The following is a 21,828-nucleotide window of genomic DNA, read 5'->3' on the forward strand; positions in this document are numbered from 1 at the left end:
TACTTTCGTATCTCATAAATTATATATTGATTTATCAGAAAAATCTATTTTTTTTTGATAAGTTTTTCAAATTTTTGGAAATAAAATACTAATAAATCAAATATTTTATTTGGAATGATAAAAAGATTGGTGAAATATTTAAAAATAAGACTTGGTGCAAAACTAAGGTAATTCAAAATTATATATTCCTGCTATTAAATTAAATCTTAATGCAAATCTTCGTATTTTATTGCGATATTTTAAAGTTAAAATTTTAAAACGTTTTAGTTTAGCAAATACGTGTTCAATTTTAATTCTAATTTTGCTTAAAGTTTTATTGTATTCTTTTTGAATTGGTATTAATTTATTGTATTTACTTTTTTTAAATGGCAAAAATGTATTTTTATGAATATTTTGTATTCCTTGATAACCTGAATCAACAAAAACTTGTTTTTCTAGATGAATAAAAGTTTTAGATTTTAAAAGTAATTTAAAATCATGAATGCTTCCAAAACAAAAAGCGGTTGAAATAATTTTTTTATTTAAAATATCAATAATTATTTGCGATTTAATAGTATGATGTTTGTTTTTACCCGAAAAAAGTAATTTTAGTTTTTTTTAATTCTTTCAATTGGAGTTTCAGTAGCATCAATAGCTAGTAAAGTATTATTGATTCCTTTATTTTTGATTAAATCTTTTTTGCCAGATAAATTAAAAATTCCACTTTTTATTAAAGTATTTTCAATTCAAAAAATATTACGAATGCAGCTAGTATGACTAATATTATATCTTTTTGCAATAACTCTATAACTACTATACTCTTTTCAGTATTCTAATGTCATTAATAAACGATTTTCTATTGATAATTTATTAGGTTTACCACCAACTGCTTTTTTAATTGCTTCAGCTTTTTTTAAAATTTCAACCATTTTTTGAAATGTTTGTAGTTTTATTCCCACTAAACTATAAAATTCTTGTTCATCTTTGTATTTTTTTAACATAATAATTATCACCTTTGATATTAATAATAACCGTTAAATTATTAAAATTAAAGGTTTTGCACCAAGTCTATAGAATGTAATTATGAGAAACTGCTTATTTTTTACTATAAAAAATTACCATTTTAAACAATTTTTTCTAAAAATTTTCTATTTCTAAAATTTTTATTAATTCAATAATTTCTTTACCTTGAATTAATATTCTTCCATTTTTATAGTGCGTTAATGTTCAAAAATTCACCTTTTGATATATATTTTCTATCAAAACATTATTATTTACTTTTTTAAACTCTTTAATTTTATCTATTTTTTTAACATTTACTAGATTTACATGTGTAACATGTGTATTCTTTGTTGTTTTTACTTCATCTTTTTCAATTATTTTTTTATTATGATAATCTTCATAATCTCATATTAGTTTATTATTTAATTCCCAGTCATTAATAAAATTTATAGGTTGTGAATGTTCAGGATAATTTTTTTTTACAAAAATTATATTAGCAATATAATCTGCCATTTGAATATCTAAATTTGTTTTAGAATCTAAATATTTTACATTTAATTTTATATTTTCATTAATATTACATAGTTTTCAATTTTGTTTTAAATATTGTTCTAAACCATTTGGAAATAATCCTTTATCTTGTCTTTCATCAATCCTAAAATTAATTTCACTTTCATCTTCAAAATATTCTTTAATATTTTCAAAAATTTTATTTAACATAACTTTAGTTAAAAAATTATATTTATCTGCAATATGTTTTATATTTTTTAAAAGTTTTGGATTTTTTGCATTAATATAAATTCCTATTAATTTAACATCATTTAAGGTTAATAATTGATTTATAAAAATTGCTTTTTCTGTAACATTTAAATCTGTAGCTTTTATTTCAATTTTATTTTTTAAACTTTCTTTTAAATTATTTTTTACTTTGTTATATATAAATTTTACTTTTCTTATATCTTTACATATATAGCCTGCTATGACAAAATATTTATGTCTATTATTTATTGATAAAGTCCCGGATTCATCTAATATTATAAATACCATTATATACTACACTTTCATAAGTTATCAAATTTATTATACTTGAATCATATATAAAAGTATAGTAAAATATAATAAAGTCCTTTAAGATAAACCGTGTACCACTTGATTACTAAGCGTATGTTAAGTACGTGGTTTCTTAGAACCTGTTTAAAATCTTTTCAATAAAATTGAAATAAAGGCAAGAACAACCATTTGTAAGCTAGTATTTAATTTTTTTTCACAATTTTTTCATAATCTTCTGCATTTTTCTAATCATGCAAAACTTCGTTCTACAACTCATCTTTTTGGTAATACTACAAAAGAATGTAGTTCATTATGTTTTACAACTTCAACATTTGCATTTATAATTGTTTTAATTTTAGAAGCAAATTTTTCACCAGTATAACCAGCATCTACTAGTATTTTTTGAACTGCAGAAAGATTCTCTTTTTCATTTTCAATCATTATTATAGCACTATTACGATCTGTTTTTTCTGCTGTGGTTATGTAAATTGCATGTGGTAAACCTTGAGAATCAACAGCAATATGACGCTTTATTCCTGAAATCTTTTTACCAGCATCATAACCTTTATTTTTAGTAGTATCTGTATTTTTAACACTTTGTGAATCAATTATACAAAAACTAGTTTGTTCTTTTCTACCATTATTGATACGAAATGCCTTGACTAATTTTTTTTAAAACTAATTGTAATACACTAGGTTCTTTATCATTATTTTTACTTCAAGCTTGAAAATAATAATATACAATTTGTCATTTTGGAAAATTTTTTGGTAACATTCTTCACTGGCAACCACTTTTTAATACATATAAAACTGCACAAAATACTTCATATAAATCTAAACTTCTTGGTTTAGTTCTCTTTTTAGTATTTTCTAAAATTGATTTTATATTTTCAAATTGCTCTTTGCTAACATTACTAGGATAATTTTTACACATATATACCTCTTATTTTAAAATATATAATCATTTTATCCTATTCTCTAAAAGATTTTAAACAGGTTCTTAGGCAAAATCCCTTTAATTAGGGATTTTTTATTAATAAAAGTTACCTAGGTAACTTTTATTTTTTACATATAATTAATATTTTTAAATATCTTAATTTCTTTTTTTTATTTATTATAATTATCAATATATCTATTTAATCTATTTAATAACCACCCTTAGCTTCATGCCCTGAAATAATAGCAACACCATTACTAGTACCAATTCTAGTAGCACCAGCATTAATCATCGCCATTGCATCATCTTCATTTTTAATACCACCAGAAGCTTTAATTGCAACATGAGGACCAATATTTGCTTTCATTAATTTAATATCAGCAACCGTTGCACCACCATTAGCAAAACCAGTTGAAGTTTTAATAAAATCTGCTTTTACTTTAGTTACTAACTGACAAGCAATAATTTTTTGTTCTGTTGTTAATAAACTACACTCAATTATTACTTTTAAAATAATATTTGACGGACATGCATTACGAACTGCTTGTAGATCTTGCAATACAAGTTTTTGATCATTATCCTTTAGTGCCCCAATGTTAATAACAACGTCAATTTCTTGAGCACCATCTTTAATCGCATTAATTGTTTCTGCTACTTTAGTTTGTGTAGTATTGGCACCCAATGGAAAACCAACCACTGTACATACTTTAACATTACTATTTTTTAATAAAGTAACAGCACGATTAACATAAAATGGATTAATACAAACTGCTTTAAAATAATAAGTTTTAGCTTCTTTACATAATGTATCAATCATTGATAATGTTGCTTCTGGTTTTAATAATGTATGATCAATATATTCATTTAAATTAATATTACTTTTCATAAACTTCAACTCCTAATTCATTTTCACTTTTAATAATTGCTTCAATAACTTCAAGATTCATTAAACTATGATTTAATCAATAATCTCGACTTAAATAATCTTTATTTTTAATCATTTTTACAAAGTCATTTAATTCATATGTCATTAAACTTTCTTCATTGGTATTATCTGCGATTTCTTTTATTCCGTTTTTAGTATAAACCTTAATTCTACTTAATGGATGAACTTGTGATAAAACAAGACTACTATTATGACCTATAAATTCACTTTGTGCATAAGAGGTTACTCCTTTACTACAAGTAATAGTAGTAATAGTTCCATTTTCATGCTTCAAAATAACATGATTACTTAAATTAACACCATTAGGTAATTTAATTGCCATCGCTTTAACTGTTTTTACTTTACCTAATAAATACAATACTAATTGTAATGAATATACTAAACTATCATAAGTTGAACCTTTACCAAAATCTTTATCAAAAACAGAATCATATATTCCTTTTTCAACTGATGGCATTCTTGAAGAAATACGATTAAAATTAAGGTTAACTACTTCTGGATTTATTTCATGCACTAATTTTTTTAATTTAGAAAAAATAGGTAAATGAACAGTAACATAAGCTTCTAATAAAATTATTTTTTTACTTCTTGCTAAAGAAATTAGGTTTTTAACTTCTTCAACTGTAAAAGTAATAGTTTTTTCTACCAAAACATGAATATTATTTTTTAAAAATAATTTACTTTGTTTGTAATGCAAACGATTTGGTGAAGCAATATAAATAGCATCAATATGTTCTATCATTTTATTTAAATCATCAGTACTATGGGCAATATTATATTTTTTTGATCATGTTTCTGCTTTATCTAAACTTCTTGAATATATACAAGTTATTTTAACTTTTTTATTAGTTAACGCTTGCTTTATAAATCTTTGAACAATTTTTCCAGTTCCAATAATACCAATTCTAATCATCTTGTACTCCTCTAACTTTTTAAACTTGTTTCATAATTAATGATTGACATTAAAAATAAAGGTGCAGTTTCAGCACGTAAAATTAATTTTCCTAAACTAATATTACTAAAATTAAGTTGTGTTAAAGTTGCAATTTCTTCTTTAGTGATTCCTCCTTCGGGTCCAACTATAATTGTTATTGATGATAATTTATTATTTATTTGACTAATTCAACTAGTTTCTAATGAATTTTCATATGCAACCAAATTAAGATGAGACCGATATCGCTCTAATTGTTTTAAATCAAAAACAACGGGTGTAACAATCGGAATTAAATTGCGATTTGATTGTTTGGCAGCAGCTTTTGCAATATTTTGTCAACGTAAAACTTTCTGTTCTGCTTTTGTTCTTGTTAAAACACTAACACATCGTTTTAACTGCAATGGCACAATTTGATAAACTCCCAATTCTACTGCTTTTTGAATGACTAAATCAAATTTTTGTTCTTTTAATAAAGATATTACTAATGTGATTTTACATCTTAATTCTGAATTACTATTTGGCACTGTTTTTATAATTTCGCATTTAATAACTGATGTAATTTCAATAATTTTTGTTAAATATTTTTGTTCTTGATGAATAATAACTATTTCATCATTAATTTTATGACGTAATACTTTAATTAGATGTTTACTATCTTCTTCATCCAATATTAAAATATTATTAGTTTTATGGTTAGTAAAGTAGCATTCCATAGTCCACCTCTAATTTGATTATAACATAAGGTAAAACTCAAATTAACAAGTTTTAACTATCATCTTTAATTTATAAAATATAAAATTTCTTTTTTCTTTTATCATGAAACTGGTCGTTGGCCCTTAATTACTGGACCATTTTTGATATAAAATTCTAAATTTTAATTTGTAAAATTGGTGGTTTTAGAAATTTAGAATGGGTGGTTGGCCCTTAATTACTGGACCATTTTTGATATAAAATTCTAAATTTTAATTTGTAAAATTGGTGGTTTTAGAAATTTAGAATGTATTCTTTCATAATTATAAAACATAACATATTGATTTACATCATTTATAGCTTCATTGATGGATAAATATTGATTTGATCCTTTAGGTAGTCATTCTTGAGATAAATGAGAAAATCAGTTTTCAGATAATACATTACCACCAATATCATAAGGTTGTTTTTTGCTTAAAATTATTTGTTTATCCTCTGCTCATTTTGTGATATCTTGACAATAAAATTCGTTGGCGTTATCTGAATGTAAAATAACATTTTTTATTTGATTTCAAGAAAATTGTTTGTTGATTTTTTCAAGAGCAGGAAGAATTAAATCCTGATATGATTTATTAGGAGCAATATTATAACTAACAACATTATTTGAATAAAAATCAATAATTACAAAAAGATATAATCATCCTTTTTTAGTATTTATTTGTTTAGTATCCATTGATCAAATTTGATTTGAAGAGGTTGTACTTTTATAATCTTTGTTTACTTTATCCATTGTAGGTATTCACTTATTTGGATTTTTTTTGTTTTTAGGATAGTTATTTTTAGTTTGTTTTAATCCTTGAATATTGTGTTCTTTCATAATTTTTCGCATTTGTTTTATTGATAATTCTATATTTAAAATGATATTTTTTTCTTGTTTTAATCACTCTTTAAAAGCTGAAAAAATTCTTAAATATCCATAAATTCTGCCTTTTCTTGTAGAATGAAATTCGATTAAAAGTTGGCATATTTTTTGATATTTATGATTGCATTTAATAATATGATTTTCTTCTTTTTTAATAGGTTTTTGTTTATTTTTTAAAAAGTAATATGTTGATCTGTTTAATTGAAGATATTGACATAGGTTTCTAATTGAATATTGATTTTTACAATCATCAATAATTTTAATTTTTTCTTTGATATTTAATTTGTTAATTACTAATGCTATTTGTTTAATTTTATCCATTAATAAAAATCCTTTCAGGTTAAAATTAGTGTTAATTATATAACACAATTGTTTTTAGAATACATTCAGGTTTTTTAAATTAATGGTCTAGTAAAAAGGGCTAAGTGGCAAGTGGCAAGTGGCCATAACAAATCGCTTTACTATTTTTATCTCTTAAAAAATATTTTCTTGTTTTTATATCATTAGTATTAAAGAATAAATAATCTAATTTATTTTGTTTACATGTTCAACAAAAATACTTTTTCATTATGAGTTGAAATTTCCTTATAAGAAGTAACTATATAATTAATTGGTAAATCATCATGTTTATATTGATTATTTATTTTAAAACCTTTTCTGTTTTCTTCTCACGTAATGTTATATTTAAAACAAGGATTAGTAATTTTTGTTTTGTTATCTGTTATTTCACCCATAAATCAACTATTATGCTGTTCATAAAATGTTAATGGTTCAAGTTTTATATCATTAAGATAATATTCTTTTGGAGCAGTTGGTTTATTAACAGTTATTTTCTGTTCAGAAATATATGGTTCTAATAATTTTGTTAATTCATCACCATTTAATTCTCTTTTAATATTTTTAGAATTAAAAACTCAATATGTGTAATTATTATCAACAATAAAAGAATTATTTTTAATCATTCATTTTGGAAGTGATAATTTATATTCAACATAATCAATAAGAATAGATTGTGGTTTATCTTTAAGAACCTGTTTAAAATCTTTTCAATAAAATTGAAATAAAGGCAAGAACAACCATTTGTAAGCTAGTATTTAATTTTTTTTCACAATTTTTTCATAATCTTCTGCATTTTTCTAATCATGCAAAACTTCGTTCTACAACTCATCTTTTTGGTAATACTACAAAAGAATGTAATTCATTACGTTTTATAACTTCAACATTTGCATTTATAATTGTTTTAATTTTTTCTGCTGTGGTTATGTAAATTGCATGTGGTAAACCTTGAGAATCAACAGCAATATGACGCTTTATTCCTGAAATCTTTTTACCAGCATCATAACCTTTATTTTTAGTAGTATCTGTATTTTTAACACTTTGTGAATCAATTATACAAAAACTAGTTTGTTCTTTTCTACCATTATTGATACGAAATGCCTTGACTAATTTTTTTTAAAACTAATTGTAATACACTAGGTTCTTTATCATTATTTTTACTTCAAGCTTGAAAATAATAATATACAATTTGTCATTTTGGAAAATTTTTTTGGTAACATTCTTCACTGGCAACCACTTTTTAATACATATAAAACTGCACAAAATACTTCATATAAATCTAAACTTCTTGGTTTAGTTCTCTTTTTAGTATTTTCTAAAATTGATTTTATATTTTCAAATTGCTCTTTTCTAACATTACTAGGATAATTTTTACACATATATACCTCTTATTTTAAAATATATAATCATTTTATCCTATTCTCTAAAAGATTTTAAACAGGTTCTTATGTTTTCAAATTGCTCTTTACTAACATTACTTGGATAATTTTTAATCATATACACCTCTTACTTTTAAAGTATATAATGATTTTACTTTATTTTCTAAAAGATTTTAAACAGGTTCTTAGAACCTGTTTAAAATCTTTTCAATAAAATTGAAATAAAGGCAAGAACAACCATTTGTAAGCTAGTATTTAATTTTTTTTCACAATTTTTTCATAATCTTCTGCATTTTTCTAATCATGCAAAACTTCGTTCTACAACTCATCTTTTTGGTAATACTACAAAAGAATGTAATTCATTACGTTTTATAACTTCAACATTTGCATTTGTAATTGTTTTAATTTTAGAAGCAAATTTTTCACCAGTATAACCAGCATCTACTAGTATTTTTTGAACTGCAGAAAGATTCTCTTTTTCATTTTCAATCATTATTATAGCACTATTACGATCTGTTTTTTCTGCTGTGGTTATGTAAATTGCATGTGGTAAACCTTGAGAATCAACAGCAATATGACGCTTTATTCCTGAAATCTTTTTACCAGCATCATAACCTTTATTTTTAGTAGTATCTGTATTTTTAACACTTTGTGAATCAATTATACAAAAACTAGTTTGTTCTTTTCTACCATTATTGATACGAAATGCCTTGACTAATTTTTTTTAAAACTAATTGTAATACACTAGGTTCTTTATCATTATTTTTACTTCAAGCTTGAAAATAATAATATACAATTTGTCATTTTGGAAAATTTTTTGGTAACATTCTTCACTGGCAACCACTTTTTAATACATATAAAACTGCACAAAATACTTCATATAAATCTAAACTTCTTGGTTTAGTTCTCTTTTTAGTATTTTCTAAAATTGATTTTATATTTTCAAATTGCTCTTTGCTAACATTACTAGGATAATTTTTACACATATATACCTCTTATTTTAAAATATATAATCATTTTATCCTATTCTCTAAAAGATTTTAAACAGGTTCTAACAATTTGTTCTTTTTTAAATTCTATTTGCATAATAATCCTTTCCTAATATGTTCTGTTGCTTCTAGCATAAAGAACATATATTTTGATTTTTAGATTATTAATAATACTACTATTCGTTTTATTAATTCCAGCAATTCTGGGCTCAAAAATAAATTAGACTTGGTGCAAAACCTTTAATTTTAATAATTTAACGGTTATTATTAATATCAAAGGTGATAATTATTATGTTAAAAAATACAAAGATGAACAAGAATTTTATAGTTTAGTGGGAATAAAACTACAAACATTTCAAAAAATGGTTGAAATTTTAAAAAAAGCTGAAGCAATTAAAAAAGCAGTTGGTGGTAAACCTAATAAATTATCAATAGAAAATCGTTTATTAATGACATTAGAATACTGAAAAGAGTATAGTAGTTATAGAGTTATTGCAAAAAGATATAATATTAGTCATACTAGCTGCATTCGTAATATTTTTTGAATTGAAAATACTTTAATAAAAAGTGGAATTTTTAATTTATCTGGCAAAAAAGATTTAATCAAAAATAAAGGAATCAATAATACTTTACTAGCTATTGATGCTACTGAAACTCCAATTGAAAGAATTAAAAAAAACTAAAATTACTTTTTTCGGGTAAAAACAAACATCATACTCTTAAATCGCAAATAATTATTGATATTTTAAATGGAAAAATTATTTCAACCGCTTTTTGTTTTGGAAGCATTCATGATTTTAAATTACTTTTAAAATCTAAAACTTTTATTCATCCAGAAAAACAAGTTTTTGTTGATTCAGGTTATCAAGGAATACAAAATATTCATAAAAATACATTTTTGCCATTTAAAAAAAGTAAATACAATAAATTAATACCAATTCAAAAAGAATACAATAAAACTTTAAGCAAAATTAGAATTAAAATTAAACACGTATTTGCTAAACTAAAACGTTTTAAAATTTTAACTTTAAAATATCGCAATAAAATACGAAGATTTGCATTAAGATTTAATTTAATAGCAGAAATATATAATTTTGAATTACCTTAGTTTTGCACCAAGTCTATTGTGAAATTTTAAAAAACATTGAGGCATTCGATTCAATATTTATTTAATTTGTGTTAAACAAATTAATATTTTAATTGAACCGGCCCCGCTCAATTTTTTTTACAAGTTTGAAATTTATTTTCTCGCCCAAAAAAATTTTTCAAAAAAAAATAAAAAATAAAACCAACACTTGCTCACTGGGGAGTGGCAAGGTTGGTTAAATAAAGAATAGAATTAATACAATAGGTCCCTACAACAGGTCTATATATACTAGTTTCCAATTCGCTCCCACCCCAAGAATTACCATTAATGGTTAGTATATTTTATTAGGTATCACTCCACTTATTATTTATCCATGCAAGTCCACATGCTCTGGCTACTATTTTTAACAACTGTGTTGTAGTTCACTTTTTTAGTTCCCTAACACGTGTTGATAATAGCGTTAAAGACGGTTATTAAAAATTTTAAAATTTTACAATTACAAAAAAAAGACAATATTATTTCTTGTCTTTTTCCTTAATAAGTTTGAGAATAATTTTTTTTAAATGTATATTTTTTAAAATACGTCGAATATAAATTTAAATTTAAGGGTTAAAGAGAGTAATTTTGTCTAATTTTCATTATTTTTCAAATAATTCATTTTTGGAAATAAGTTACTAATATAATAATTAATTATTTCGTAAATTTGACAAGGACGTATAAGTTTAACTCATAGAATTCAATAACATTTACAATATAACTTGAAAATTCTATGATTGCCACTTGCCACTTGCCACTTAGCCCTTTTTACTAGACCATTAATTTAAAAAACCTGAATGTATTCTAAAAACAATTGTGTTATATAATTAACACTAATTTTAACCTGAAAGGATTTTTATTAATGGATAAAATTAAACAAATAGCATTAGTAATTAACAAATTAAATATCAAAGAAAAAATTAAAATTATTGATGATTGTAAAAATCAATATTCAATTAGAAACCTATGTCAATATCTTCAATTAAACAGATCAACATATTACTTTTTAAAAAATAAACAAAAACCTATTAAAAAAGAAGAAAATCATATTATTAAATGCAATCATAAATATCAAAAAATATGCCAACTTTTAATCGAATTTCATTCTACAAGAAAAGGCAGAATTTATGGATATTTAAGAATTTTTTCAGCTTTTAAAGAGTGATTAAAACAAGAAAAAAATATCATTTTAAATATAGAATTATCAATAAAACAAATGCGAAAAATTATGAAAGAACACAATATTCAAGGATTAAAACAAACTAAAAATAACTATCCTAAAAACAAAAAAAATCCAAATAAGTGAATACCTACAATGGATAAAGTAAACAAAGATTATAAAAGTACAACCTCTTCAAATCAAATTTGATCAATGGACACTAAACAAATAAATACTAAAGAAGGATGATTATATCTTTTTGTAATTATTGATTTTTATTCAAATAATGTTGTTAGTTATAATATTGCTCCTAATAAATCATATCAGGATTTAATTCTTCCTGCTCTTGAAAAAATCAACAAACAATTTTCTTGAAATCAAATAAAAAATGTTATTTTACATTCAGATAACGCCAACGAATTTTATTGTCAAGATATCACAAAATGAGCAGAGGATAAACAAATAATTTTAAGCAAAAAACAACCTTATGATATTGGTGGTAATGTATTATCTGAAAACTGATTTTCTCATTTATCTCAAGAATGACTACCTAAAGGATCAAATCAATATTTATCCATCAATGAAGCTATAAATGATGTAAATCAATATGTTATGTTTTATAATTATGAAAGAATACATTCTAAATTTCTAAAACCACCAATTTTACAAATTAAAATTTAGAATTTTATATCAAAAATGGTCCAGTAATTAAGGGCCAACCACCCTAAATCTATCTATTAAATTAATGCGCCCTTAATTTTTTTAAAACAAAAATAGTTATAAAAGTAATTTTTATGTTTTCAAAAAGGAACTAAAAATTTATTAATTAACTATTAGTAGTAAAAATAAAAGTTAAACCTTCATATTTATTACCAAAAGCAATATCCTTTGAATTTTTACCCTCTAATCCAATTTTTATATAATCATAATATTTATCACCAAATTTTTTATTACCAGTAATAGCAATAACATTATTATATCCACCAGCATTTAACAAATATGGTTTAAAATTATCAAAAGTTAACCAAGTAACGGGTTTTTTTGGAATAAAATTTAACAATGGAACTAAAATATTACCAAGTAAAGGGTTTTTCACTTCTTCAGAAGGAATTCACTCTTGAAATGATTTTCAAAAATTTTCAGCTGCATCTGAATTATTTCTTAAATATTGTTCTTTTTGATTTTTTTCTTCTCTTTTAAAAGTAGCACCAGCAGTAACTAAATCATTATAAAATCGACCACTATCCTTTTTATTAATTGATAAATATTGTGTTCCATTAACTAATGGTTCTAATTTTTCATTTATATAATCTTGTAATGGACTAAAATTAGCATTAAAACTACAATCTTTTACTGCAGAATTATTATAAATAGTTAAATGAATTTTAATGTTAGTACTATTAATTTTTTTTATTTCATCTTGACCATTAGTAATTTCATAAGTAATATTACTAAAATCTTCTGGAGCAGTATTAAACAAGTTCCAAATATTGTCTTCAATTAATTTTTTAAAATCAGAAACATGAGTTTTATTTTCGGGTTTTAAAAAATTAGTAAAATTGGGATAAGTATTATTAGCAATTAAATTTGCAGCATCTTCTAATAATTGCTGATAATCAACTGATGAATTGTGAAAAACATCACATGCGCTAATATTAATACTAGTAAATGCAAAAACACTTATAATTTTTAATATTTTTTTCATAATAAACTTCCTTAGAACCTGTTTAAAATCTTTTCAATAAAATTGAAATAAAGGCAAGAACAACCATTTGTAAGCTAGTATTTAATTTTTTTTCACAATTTTTTCATAATCTTCTGCATTTTTCTAATCATGCAAAACTTCGTTCTACAACTCATCTTTTTGGTAATACTACAAAAGAATGTAATTCATTACGTTTTATAACTTCAACATTTGCATTTATAATTGTTTTAATTTTAGAAGCAAATTTTTCACCAGTATAACCAGCATCTACTAGTATTTTTTGAACTGCAGAAAGATTCTCTTTTTCATTTTCAATCATTATTATAGCACTATTACGATCTGTTTTTTCTGCTGTGGTTATGTAAATTGCATGTGGTAAACCTTGAGAATCAACAGCAATATGACGCTTTATTCCTGAAATCTTTTTACCAGCATCATAACCTTTATTTTTAGTAGTATCTGTATTTTTAACACTTTGTGAATCAATTATACAAAAACTAGTTTGTTCTTTTCTACCATTATTGATACGAAATGCCTTGACTAATTTTTTTTTAAAACTAATTGTAATACACTAGGTTCTTTATCATTATTTTTACTTCAAGCTTGAAAATAATAATATACAATTTGTCATTTTGGAAAATTTTTTGGTAACATTCTTCACTGGCAACCACTTTTTAATACATATAAAACTGCACAAAATACTTCATATAAATCTAAACTTCTTGGTTTAGTTCTCTTTTTAGTATTTTCTAAAAGATTTTAAACAGGTTCTTAGATAATCACTACTTTTTTAGTATTATCTTCAAATTTTTCTTTTTTGTATTAATAATTCTATTTTTAATTTGTGAAATTTCAGCGTGATCTGTTATTTCATAAAATAAATGATAATAAATATATTTCAACTCACTAACTTTAATATTTTGTTTTTCAACAAATATTAGAAATTGATAAATTTCATGTAAAAGTTCAAATATTTTATTTTTTTCTTCATTAGTTAATACTTTTTGTTTTAATTCATTTCGAATAATTATTGGTGCTTCTTTAACAAATAGAAAATCACTAATGATATTTTTATAATCTCAATTATAAAATATTTTAAAATCATCAACTTTGGTTTTAACATCTTTAATATTTTTTAAAATAGTTTTAACATCGTTTTTAACTAAACTTTGAATAAAGACTGCTAATATTAATGCTAAAGAACTAGCGGGAATAAAGTACTTTAAAACTTGATCAATGTTAATAGCACCCTTAGTAAAATTCAAAATTGAATTTTTTACAATTAAATATAAAACTTCAAAACCTAAAATAATAAATAATGATCGTTTTTCTATATCTTTTCATCAAGGATTACCAAGAATCTGATTTTTTTCTTCTAATATTTTTTCTAAAATAATATAAATAATAAAATAACAAAATCAATAAGTTAAAACAAATAATGTGGTAAAAACATTAGTAAAACAAAAAATATAAGTAATGTTTCTAGCAACATTTAATACTAATAAAGCTTTAAAAATAAAGAAATTATTTTCAAAATTTGAAATTACCTTATATTTATTTTCAATATATTTTTTCATTCAACATCTGATTTGAATAAATATTAAAGTATTACTTGCAATACAACTACTAAAAATAGCAATATATAAATAAGTTTTTAAAGTAATAATAGTTTCATCAGTAATACTAGCATTATTAAAAAAATCAAATGTTAAAATTTTATTAAAAATACTACTTTTAACTTCTCATAAAATTGCACAAATAATCAAACAAATTGTTAACAATATTCATAAGATCGTCTGCATCAAATATTTATTGTTAAATCATTTTCAACTTGATTTTAATAATTGATAGTTATTCATAATTTTATCTACCTTATTTTTAAATTATTGTAAAGTAATTTATATAAATTATTATTATAATTGTAAGCTATTAACTCACATTTGTGCTTGCGTTAAATTTAAAATATCTTTACTAATCATTGCTAATAATTTATTAATAAACTTTTCAAGATTAGTAGTAGTGGGTAAAACCATCAATTTTCCTTTTCCATCATTATATGGATTTTTTCCTAATTCATATTTTCAACTTAATGTTAATTGTTCATTTTCTATGTGAATAACTGGTAAATCCTTATTTCCTAAACTATAAGCAAATTCATTAAGTAAATTCATTACTTTTGGTTCTAAAATTAATCTTAATTTAATTTGATTATCACATTTTACTTCAAATAAATCTTCAAATAAATGTGATTCTAATTGAACTTTCTTTTTACTACGAAATTTTTTTGAAAATATATTACGTGGTGTTAATGTCATTGTAAAATTATTATTCCTAATAATAGTTGTGTAATAAACAAAACGTGTATAATAACAAGTAATTTTTTCTGTTTCAATAACTTGAGCAGCACTATTATATCCAGAACTTGTTTCATACATAACTTTTTGGTTAATGATACTTCCATAGTTAAAATTTTGACCATTAATACTTCCTATCATTACTTGTTCGCAATAATTATAATAATAATTAGGTTGTTCATCTAAAGGTAAATTACCTTGTGGTTCAATTGTTCAATAATTACTAATAGTTGTTAAATTCATTTGTGAATTATTATCTTTAATAACTCATTGATAATAGTTAATAATTGGTAATTCTTCTATTAATTTTTCATGAATTTTAGTTTTTAATACAAAACTCTGTACTAATAAAAAACATCCAACAATAAATCCAATAATACTAATAATGGTAAATGGTTTTTTAATAAATGATGATTTGTTAATACCAATACTAGCACCAATAGCAATTAGAGCAATAATGGTAGTAATAATTCATAAACGATTATTTATTAATTTAATTCATCAATGATTACTACTATTATTATAGTCAGTATGAATATTATTAAGAATCTCATTTACAACCTTTGGTGATAAATTATGTTTCATAATTATTCCATTCTTTTTTAATTCTTAATATAGTTTATAACTAATTTTGTTTTATAAAAAATAGAAAAAGACTAACTATAGATGTAATAATCTATTTAGAAGTCTAAAAACCTATTATTATAAAACTAATTACATTATAACATATATATTATTAGTTTTTTTCTAAAAAATCATTAATTTCAGTAATATTAACAGGTGCATTTTGTGGAGGTTTACCTGCATTACCACCATGCATATATTTTGCAAGAACTGCTACCATAAAAACTTTAGGATCGATTCGAACTATTTTTGTTTTAAAAAAATTATATTCTAATAATGACATTGTTGTCATCATCATTTTATATTCATTACCTGAATACAAACCTTTCACATTTCAAACATTACCACCACGTAAATAATTATTTCGATAAATATCATTACGGATTTGCTCTAATTCATTAGAAATAATAAAGACACTCATCAACATATATTTTGGATAAACTCTATTCATAACAAAAGCTGCTACATAAATATAAACAAGCGTTGACATAAAATAAGGTCTAACTAAAAAATTATCAACAAGACTAGTTTTCTGTAAAAAAGTTCCATCAAGAATTAAAACAATAACAACAATAATAATATTAGTATTTCTAATAATAGTAGCAATTGAATATTTACGTTTCATAGAAATATAAGTACTAATAAAATCCATACCACCACTAGATCCACCAGTTTTAAATAAAATACCAATACCAGCACCATAAATTAATCCACCTAAAGCAGCAAAAATAAAAGTACGTGGTAAAACTAAGTGCCAATAATCTGTAGTACCTTTTAATGGCTCATTACCTAAAACTTGAAAATTTTTAAGAACATCAATTGATGTTAACAAAAAGTTAATTCCGTTTTGAAATAACAAATAAATAATAGTATAAAGAGTAAAACGAAATCCAACCTTGAATAATCCTCAAATAATGATAGGACCATTAATAAGAAAATATACTGGATAAAATCAAAATGCTTGGGTTGTTTCTTGTTCAGTAATACTGCCATTATAAGATAAGGCAATAAATTTAGCTATTAATTGTGCAAAAGCTGATAAACCATTAGTATATAAACCAGCACGATTAATAAAATAAAAAAAGGAAACAGTTGTTAAAAAAGCACCAATAAAAATTAATAATAAATTTTTGGAAGTTATTTTTCAATTAAAGTTTTTTCATGAAGAATGGATCTCTTGCTTAACACCAATATTTTTAAAAGTAAAGGCATCAACAATTAACGCTGGCTCTTTATCTTTATTTTTTGCTTCTGAATTATTGGACATATTAAACTCCTTTTTAACTATTAAATTGAAGTATTGTTGGAACATAATTACTATCATCATAAGGCGAAGGTAAAGACATGTCAATTAATGAATCTTGAAAACTAATCACAAAATTAACTTTAAGTTCTAATTTATTAGGACCAGAACTTGTAACTTTTTGACCATCAATTCCTTTGATATTAATATTAACAGAATTAACATGAGGATTATTATTTAATGCTAAACTTATTCCTTCTTGAACTAAAGTTTTAGTTTTTTGAGAAAAATCAGCATATGTTTTATCAATATCAGGTTTAGTTTTTTCATCAACACTAATTGGTACTATTTGTTCTGATAATTTAGTAACATCACTAACACAACTATAAACTATGTAATCGCTTTGTGTATAAGAACATTTTATATTAAAATTTTTTTTATGTATTGTTCAACTTTAAAACTTTTATCATTATTTACTACTCCAACTTGATAAGTAATATTAATACTAATTCTACCAGTTGAAGCATCAACATCTCAAGTTCTTGATTTTGTTAATTCATCTATTTTACCATTATCAATCGTAAAATAATAACATTTAGTACCCACTTCTAATTCACTATCAAATCAAGTTGGTTCTTTAATATTTGCTTTATCTAAAATTAATTTGGCAAGTGATTGTGCAAGACTGTTTTCTAATGCTTCATTTTTAATAACTTGTTCTTTTTCAGGTCTTTGACCATCAATAGGAACATCCACTGGTTTTTTAATACCAACTTTTGACAAAGTTGCTTCTCAACCATTATAATTACCATTACCATTAGTAATTGCTTTTAAAATACTATCTTGTTGTTGATCAGAACAAGCTAAAACTGGCGTTACTATTCCACTACCAAAAGCAATAGTACCCATTAATGTTAAAATTTTTTTCATAATTATAATCATTCCTTAATTTATAAAATATCATATATAAATTGTAACTTATTTTTATTATTTTGCTATACACTATCTTCAAAATCTTTATAATTAATATTAGTTTATATTAAAGGAATTGATAATATGTTTAAAATTTTATATACACTAGTTACTATTTCACTAGTCACTTTTACTAATTTAAGCCAAGTGAAAATAAATAATTATCATCATAAAGAAATAAAATCAGAAAATACTATCCTAAACGAACAAAGTTTAACCTTAGCTTTTGAAAGTGGAAATTTTTATAATTGAAATGAAAATGATTCAACTAATTCTATTGCTGGTATTTTTACAAATTCACAAGCGGTGGTTGGCCCTTAATTACTGGACCATTTTTGATATAAAATTCTAAATTTTAATTTGTAAAATTGGTGGTTTTAGAAATTTAGAATGTATTCTTTCATAATTATAAAACATAACATATTGATTTACATCATTTATAGCTTCATTGATGGATAAATATTGATTTGATCCTTTAGGTAGTCATTCTTGAGATAAATGAGAAAATCAGTTTTCAGATAATACATTACCACCAATATCATAAGGTTGTTTTTTGCTTAAAATTATTTGTTTATCCTCTGCTCATTTTGTGATATCGTGACAATAAAATTCGTTGGCGTTATCTGAATGTAAAATAACATTTTTTACTTGATTTCAAGAAAATTGTTTGTTGATTTTTTCAAGAGCAGGAAGAATTAAATCCTGATATGATTTATTAGGAGCAATATTATAACTAACAACATTATTTGAATAAAAATCAATAATTACAAAAAGATATAATCATCCTTCTTTAGTATTTATTTGTTTAGTGTCCATTGATCAAATTTGATTTGAAGAGGTTGTACTTTTATAATCTTTGGGTGGTTGGCCCTTAATTACTGGACCATTTTTGATATAAAATTCTAAATTTTAATTTGTAAAATTGGTGGTTTTAGAAATTTAGAATGTATTCTTTCATAATTATAAAACATAACATATTGATTTACATCATTTATAGCTTCATTGATGGATAAATATTGATTTGATCCTTTAGGTAGTCATTCTTGAGATAAATGAGAAAATCAGTTTTCAGATAATACATTACCACCAATATCATAAGGTTGTTTTTTGCTTAAAATTATTTGTTTATCCTCTGCTCATTTTGTGATATCGTGACAATAAAATTCGTTGGCGTTATCTGAATGTAAAATAACATTTTTTACTTGATTTCAAGAAAATTGTTTGTTGATTTTTTCAAGAGCAGGAAGAATTAAATCCTGATATGATTTATTAGGAGCAATATTATAACGGTGGTTGGCCCTTAATTACTGGACCATTTTTGATATAAAATTCTAAATTTTAATTTGTAAAATTGGTGGTTTTAGAAATTTAGAATGTATTCTTTCATAATTATAAAACATAACATATTGATTTACATCATTTATAGCTTCATTGATGGATAAATATTGATTTGATCCTTTAGGTAGTCATTCTTGAGATAAATGAGAAAATCAGTTTTCAGATAATACATTACCACCAATATCATAAGGTTGTTTTTTGCTTAAAATTATTTGTTTATCCTCTGCTCATTTTGTGATATCTTGACAATAAAATTCGTTGGCGTTATCTGAATGTAAAATAACATTTTTTATTTGATTTCAAGAAAATTGTTTGTTGATTTTTTCAAGAGCAGGAAGAATTAAATCCTGATATGATTTATTAGAAGCAATATTATAACTAACAACATTATTTGAATAAAAATCAATAATTACAAAAAGATATAATCATCCTTCTTTAGTATTTATTTGTTTAGTGTCCATTGATCAAATTTGATTTGAAGAGGTTGTACTTTTATAATCTTTGTTTACTTTATCCATTGTAGGTATTCACTTATTTGGATTTTTTTTGTTTTTAGGATAGTTATTTTTAGTTTGTTTTAATCCTTGAATATTGTGTTCTTTCATAATTTTTCGCATTTGTTTTATTGATAATTCTATATTTAAAATGATATTTTTTTCTTGTTTTAATCACTCTTTAAAAGCTGAAAAAATTCTTAAATATCCATAAATTCTGCCTTTTCTTGTAGAATGAAATTCGATTAAAAGTTGGCATATTTTTTGATATTTATGATTGCATTTAATAATATGATTTTCTTCTTTTTTAATAGGTTTTTGTTTATTTTTTAAAAAGTAATATGTTGATCTGTTTAATTGAAGATATTGACATAGGTTTCTAATTGAATATTGATTTTTACAATCATCAATAATTTTAATTTTTTCTTTGATATTTAATTTGTTAATTACTAATGCTATTTGTTTAATTTTATCCATTAATAAAAATCCTTTCAGGTTAAAATTAGTGTTAATTATATAACACAATTGTTTTTAGAATACATTCAGGTTTTTTAAATTAATGGTCTAGTAAAAAGGGCTAAGTGGCAAGTGGCAAGTGGCAAGTGGCAATAAACAAAATAATAATTTTGATGCAAGAAAATATATGATTTCATCATTAGCAAAAGGAACTAAGATTAATAATAAATCTTATCAAAAACTTTTAAGTTATGGTATTGTTAGAACCTGTTTAAAATCTTTTAGAAAATAAAGTAAAATCATTATATACTTTAAAAGTAAGAGGTGTATATGATTAAAAATTATCCAAGTAATGTTAGTAAAGAGCAATTTGAAAACATAAGATTAATTTTAGAAAATAGCAAAAAGAAAACAAAACCAAGAAGTTTAGATTTATATGAAGTGTTTTGTGCGGTTTTATATGTATTAAAAAGTGGTTGTCAATGAAGAATGTTACCAAAAGATTTTCCAAAATGACAAATTGTATATTATTATTTTCAAGTTTGAAGTAAAAATAATGGTAAAGAAACTAGTGTATTGCAACTAATTTTTAAAAAAAATCAGTTATAAAAATTCAAGTCAATAATGGTAGAAAAGAACAAACTAGTTTTTGCATAATTGATTCACAAAGTGTTAAAAATACAGATACTACTAAAAATAAAGGTTATGATGCTGGTAAAAAGATTTCAGGAATAAAACGTCATATTGCTGTTGATTCTCAAGGTTTACCACATGCAATTTACATAACTACGGCAGAAAAAACAGATCGTAATAGCGCTATAATAATGATTCAAAATGAAAAAGAGAATCTTTCTGCAGTTCAAAAAATAATAGTAGATTATCGTTATAGTGGTGAAAAATTTGCTTCTAAAATAAAAGAAATTATAAACGCAAATGTTGAAGTTGTAAAACGTAATGAACTACATACTTTTGTATTATTACCAAAAAGATGAGTTGTAGAACGAAGTTTTGCATGATTAGAAAAATGTAGAAGATTATCAAAAAATTCTGAAAGAAAATTAAATACTAGTTTACAAATGGTTATTCTTTCATTTATTTCAATTTTATTAAAAAGATTTTAAACAGGTTCTTAGAAGTTGATATGGAAGAACATCATATATTGACTTATTTCCAGAAGCTTTTGGTCGTTGAATAAT

The 21,828-nt window shown here is 23.2% G+C and carries 26 protein-coding genes and 1 pseudogene; 7 read left to right on the top strand and 20 right to left on the bottom strand.

Annotation, left to right across the window (positions count from 1 at the left end; genetic code table 4):
• Positions 1–162 precede the first annotated feature (162 nt).
• The 12 genes and pseudogenes from AAHM96_RS08540 to AAHM96_RS05345 form a co-directional block, all read right to left on the bottom strand.
• Positions 163–585 carry a transposase family protein gene (locus tag AAHM96_RS08540; protein WP_425288784.1) on the bottom strand — a complete coding sequence of 141 codons (423 nt, stop codon included), beginning with the start codon at positions 583–585 and terminating at the stop codon, positions 163–165.
• A 2-nt stretch (positions 586–587) separates the two neighbouring features.
• Complete coding sequence (locus tag AAHM96_RS08545) at positions 588–980, bottom strand: transposase family protein (protein WP_342272745.1); 393 nt, start codon at positions 978–980, stop codon at positions 588–590.
• A gap of 136 nt (positions 981–1,116) precedes the next feature.
• On the bottom strand, positions 1,117–2,028 hold the full coding sequence (locus AAHM96_RS05300) for a DUF3800 domain-containing protein (RefSeq protein ID WP_342272868.1): 912 nt from the start codon (positions 2,026–2,028) through the stop codon (positions 1,117–1,119).
• A gap of 147 nt (positions 2,029–2,175) precedes the next feature.
• Positions 2,176–2,965, bottom strand: a protein-coding gene (locus tag AAHM96_RS05305; protein ID WP_425288742.1) for an IS5 family transposase whose coding sequence is annotated in 2 segments (ribosomal slippage) — positions 2,176–2,703 and positions 2,705–2,965 — 789 coding nt in all. Because the reading frame shifts where the segments join, the coding sequence is not laid out codon by codon here.
• Positions 2,966–3,176: 211 nt separating this feature from the next.
• The gene (deoC, locus tag AAHM96_RS05310) at positions 3,177–3,854 is read right to left on the bottom strand and encodes a deoxyribose-phosphate aldolase (RefSeq protein ID WP_281747882.1); all 678 of its coding nucleotides are present in this window, start codon (positions 3,852–3,854) and stop codon (positions 3,177–3,179) included.
• Positions 3,844–4,827, bottom strand: a complete 984-nt coding sequence (locus AAHM96_RS05315) for a Gfo/Idh/MocA family oxidoreductase (protein ID WP_342272870.1) — start codon at positions 4,825–4,827, stop codon at positions 3,844–3,846. The genes deoC and AAHM96_RS05315 overlap by 11 nt, the downstream gene beginning before the upstream one ends.
• A gap of 11 nt (positions 4,828–4,838) precedes the next feature.
• Positions 4,839–5,561, bottom strand: a complete 723-nt coding sequence (locus AAHM96_RS05320; RefSeq protein WP_342272871.1) for an RsmE family RNA methyltransferase — start codon at positions 5,559–5,561, stop codon at positions 4,839–4,841.
• Between the two features lie 242 nt (positions 5,562–5,803).
• A complete protein-coding gene (locus tag AAHM96_RS05325) occupies positions 5,804–6,781 on the bottom strand; it encodes an IS3 family transposase (protein ID WP_342272872.1) in 978 nt (325 codons plus the stop codon).
• Between the two features lie 100 nt (positions 6,782–6,881).
• A complete protein-coding gene (locus AAHM96_RS05330; protein WP_342272873.1) occupies positions 6,882–7,028 on the bottom strand; it encodes a hypothetical protein in 147 nt (48 codons plus the stop codon).
• Positions 7,000–7,536 carry a hypothetical protein gene (locus tag AAHM96_RS05335; protein WP_342272874.1) on the bottom strand — a complete coding sequence of 179 codons (537 nt, stop codon included), beginning with the start codon at positions 7,534–7,536 and terminating at the stop codon, positions 7,000–7,002. Before AAHM96_RS05335 ends, AAHM96_RS05330 begins: the two co-directional genes overlap by 29 nt.
• Positions 7,496–8,175: pseudogene (locus AAHM96_RS05340) on the bottom strand (IS5 family transposase). Before AAHM96_RS05340 ends, AAHM96_RS05335 begins: the two are co-directional and overlap by 41 nt.
• Positions 8,176–8,371: 196 nt before the next feature.
• Positions 8,372–9,161, bottom strand: a protein-coding gene (locus tag AAHM96_RS05345) for an IS5 family transposase (protein WP_342272875.1) whose coding sequence is annotated in 2 segments (ribosomal slippage) — positions 8,372–8,899 and positions 8,901–9,161 — 789 coding nt in all. Because the reading frame shifts where the segments join, the coding sequence is not laid out codon by codon here.
• Between the two features lie 335 nt (positions 9,162–9,496).
• On the opposite strand from AAHM96_RS05345, the gene AAHM96_RS05350 reads away from it, so the two are divergent.
• From AAHM96_RS05350 to AAHM96_RS05360, 3 genes are all read left to right on the top strand, one after another.
• Positions 9,497–9,847 carry a transposase family protein gene (locus AAHM96_RS05350; protein WP_342272876.1) on the top strand — a complete coding sequence of 117 codons (351 nt, stop codon included), beginning with the start codon at positions 9,497–9,499 and terminating at the stop codon, positions 9,845–9,847.
• A 2-nt stretch (positions 9,848–9,849) separates the two neighbouring features.
• Positions 9,850–10,272 (top strand): transposase family protein, encoded by a 423-nt coding sequence (locus AAHM96_RS05355; RefSeq protein ID WP_342273729.1) that lies wholly within the window; start codon positions 9,850–9,852, stop codon positions 10,270–10,272.
• 877 nt (positions 10,273–11,149) lie between these two features.
• A complete protein-coding gene (locus AAHM96_RS05360) occupies positions 11,150–12,127 on the top strand; it encodes an IS3 family transposase (RefSeq protein WP_342272797.1) in 978 nt (325 codons plus the stop codon).
• A gap of 145 nt (positions 12,128–12,272) precedes the next feature.
• Here AAHM96_RS05360 and AAHM96_RS05365 read toward each other — a convergent pair whose 3' ends face one another.
• The 5 genes from AAHM96_RS05365 to AAHM96_RS05385 form a co-directional block, all read right to left on the bottom strand.
• Positions 12,273–13,151 (bottom strand): hypothetical protein, encoded by an 879-nt coding sequence (locus AAHM96_RS05365; protein WP_342272877.1) that lies wholly within the window; start codon positions 13,149–13,151, stop codon positions 12,273–12,275.
• A 22-nt stretch (positions 13,152–13,173) separates the two neighbouring features.
• Positions 13,174–13,904, bottom strand: a protein-coding gene (locus AAHM96_RS05370) for an IS5 family transposase (RefSeq protein WP_425288785.1) whose coding sequence is annotated in 2 segments (ribosomal slippage) — positions 13,174–13,701 and positions 13,704–13,904 — 729 coding nt in all. Because the reading frame shifts where the segments join, the coding sequence is not laid out codon by codon here.
• A gap of 29 nt (positions 13,905–13,933) precedes the next feature.
• Positions 13,934–14,932 carry a hypothetical protein gene (locus tag AAHM96_RS05375; protein WP_342272878.1) on the bottom strand — a complete coding sequence of 333 codons (999 nt, stop codon included), beginning with the start codon at positions 14,930–14,932 and terminating at the stop codon, positions 13,934–13,936.
• Positions 14,933–15,064: 132 nt separating this feature from the next.
• The gene (locus tag AAHM96_RS05380) at positions 15,065–16,090 is read right to left on the bottom strand and encodes a DUF3137 domain-containing protein (protein WP_342272879.1); all 1,026 of its coding nucleotides are present in this window, start codon (positions 16,088–16,090) and stop codon (positions 15,065–15,067) included.
• A gap of 151 nt (positions 16,091–16,241) precedes the next feature.
• Positions 16,242–17,396 (bottom strand): YitT family protein, encoded by a 1,155-nt coding sequence (locus AAHM96_RS05385; protein WP_342272880.1) that lies wholly within the window; start codon positions 17,394–17,396, stop codon positions 16,242–16,244.
• 77 nt (positions 17,397–17,473) lie between these two features.
• On the opposite strand from AAHM96_RS05385, the gene AAHM96_RS05390 reads away from it, so the two are divergent.
• Entirely contained in the window at positions 17,474–17,761 is a 288-nt protein-coding gene (locus tag AAHM96_RS05390; RefSeq protein WP_342272881.1) for a hypothetical protein, read from the top strand.
• Between the two features lie 31 nt (positions 17,762–17,792).
• Here the strand turns inward: AAHM96_RS05390 and AAHM96_RS05395 are convergent, their stop codons facing one another.
• Positions 17,793–18,302 carry a hypothetical protein gene (locus AAHM96_RS05395; RefSeq protein ID WP_342272882.1) on the bottom strand — a complete coding sequence of 170 codons (510 nt, stop codon included), beginning with the start codon at positions 18,300–18,302 and terminating at the stop codon, positions 17,793–17,795.
• Positions 18,303–18,428: 126 nt separating this feature from the next.
• Here AAHM96_RS05395 and AAHM96_RS05400 point away from each other — a divergent pair, with 126 nt between their 5' ends.
• Complete coding sequence (locus AAHM96_RS05400; RefSeq protein WP_342272883.1) at positions 18,429–18,665, top strand: hypothetical protein; 237 nt, start codon at positions 18,429–18,431, stop codon at positions 18,663–18,665.
• Between the two features lie 27 nt (positions 18,666–18,692).
• On the opposite strand, the gene AAHM96_RS05405 is transcribed toward AAHM96_RS05400, so the two are convergent.
• Both AAHM96_RS05405 and AAHM96_RS05410 read right to left on the bottom strand, forming a co-directional pair.
• Entirely contained in the window at positions 18,693–19,160 is a 468-nt protein-coding gene (locus AAHM96_RS05405; RefSeq protein WP_342272884.1) for a DDE-type integrase/transposase/recombinase, read from the bottom strand.
• Between the two features lie 515 nt (positions 19,161–19,675).
• Positions 19,676–20,653, bottom strand: a complete 978-nt coding sequence (locus AAHM96_RS05410) for an IS3 family transposase (protein ID WP_342272885.1) — start codon at positions 20,651–20,653, stop codon at positions 19,676–19,678.
• A gap of 118 nt (positions 20,654–20,771) precedes the next feature.
• On the opposite strand from AAHM96_RS05410, the gene AAHM96_RS05415 reads away from it, so the two are divergent.
• On the top strand, positions 20,772–20,924 hold the full coding sequence (locus AAHM96_RS05415; protein ID WP_342272886.1) for a hypothetical protein: 153 nt from the start codon (positions 20,772–20,774) through the stop codon (positions 20,922–20,924).
• 38 nt (positions 20,925–20,962) lie between these two features.
• Positions 20,963–21,753, top strand: a protein-coding gene (locus tag AAHM96_RS05420; protein WP_342272887.1) for an IS5 family transposase whose coding sequence is annotated in 2 segments (ribosomal slippage) — positions 20,963–21,223 and positions 21,226–21,753 — 789 coding nt in all. Because the reading frame shifts where the segments join, the coding sequence is not laid out codon by codon here.
• The last annotated feature ends 75 nt before the right edge of the window (positions 21,754–21,828 follow it).

It is taken from the genome of Spiroplasma endosymbiont of Acasis viretata (genome assembly GCF_964031275.1).
In the GTDB taxonomy this organism is placed as follows: domain Bacteria; phylum Bacillota_I; class Bacilli_A; order Mycoplasmatales; family VBWQ01; genus Spiroplasma_E; species Spiroplasma_E ixodetis_A.